General features: G+C 48.4%; 1 protein-coding gene. It reads right to left on the bottom strand.

Going from position 1 to position 223, the window contains the following annotated elements; all coding sequences use genetic code 11:
• Positions 1–223 (bottom strand): transposase (locus AAC854_RS23860; protein ID WP_340619212.1); only part of this gene is annotated, 223 nt, incomplete at both ends.

A 223-nucleotide genomic window follows, 5' to 3' on the forward strand; every position in this document is an offset into this window, starting at 1 on the left:
TCGATCCCATGATGGATAGGTGCATTATCTAACACGACAAATGTCAGGCGATGATCGCCTTGTTGGGCGACCTGCGCTAAAAAATCAATGACATCATTCCGCGTGACACTGCTTGATATTATCTGATAAAACAGTGTGTTATCAGTGTAATTTAGCGCACCTAGCACTGACCGTCTGACCGGGTTTTGCGGCTCTGCTTCATGGGGCTGACCTCGTGGACTCC

It is taken from the genome of Xenorhabdus entomophaga, assembly GCF_037996725.1.
GTDB lineage: Bacteria > Pseudomonadota > Gammaproteobacteria > Enterobacterales > Enterobacteriaceae > Xenorhabdus > Xenorhabdus khoisanae.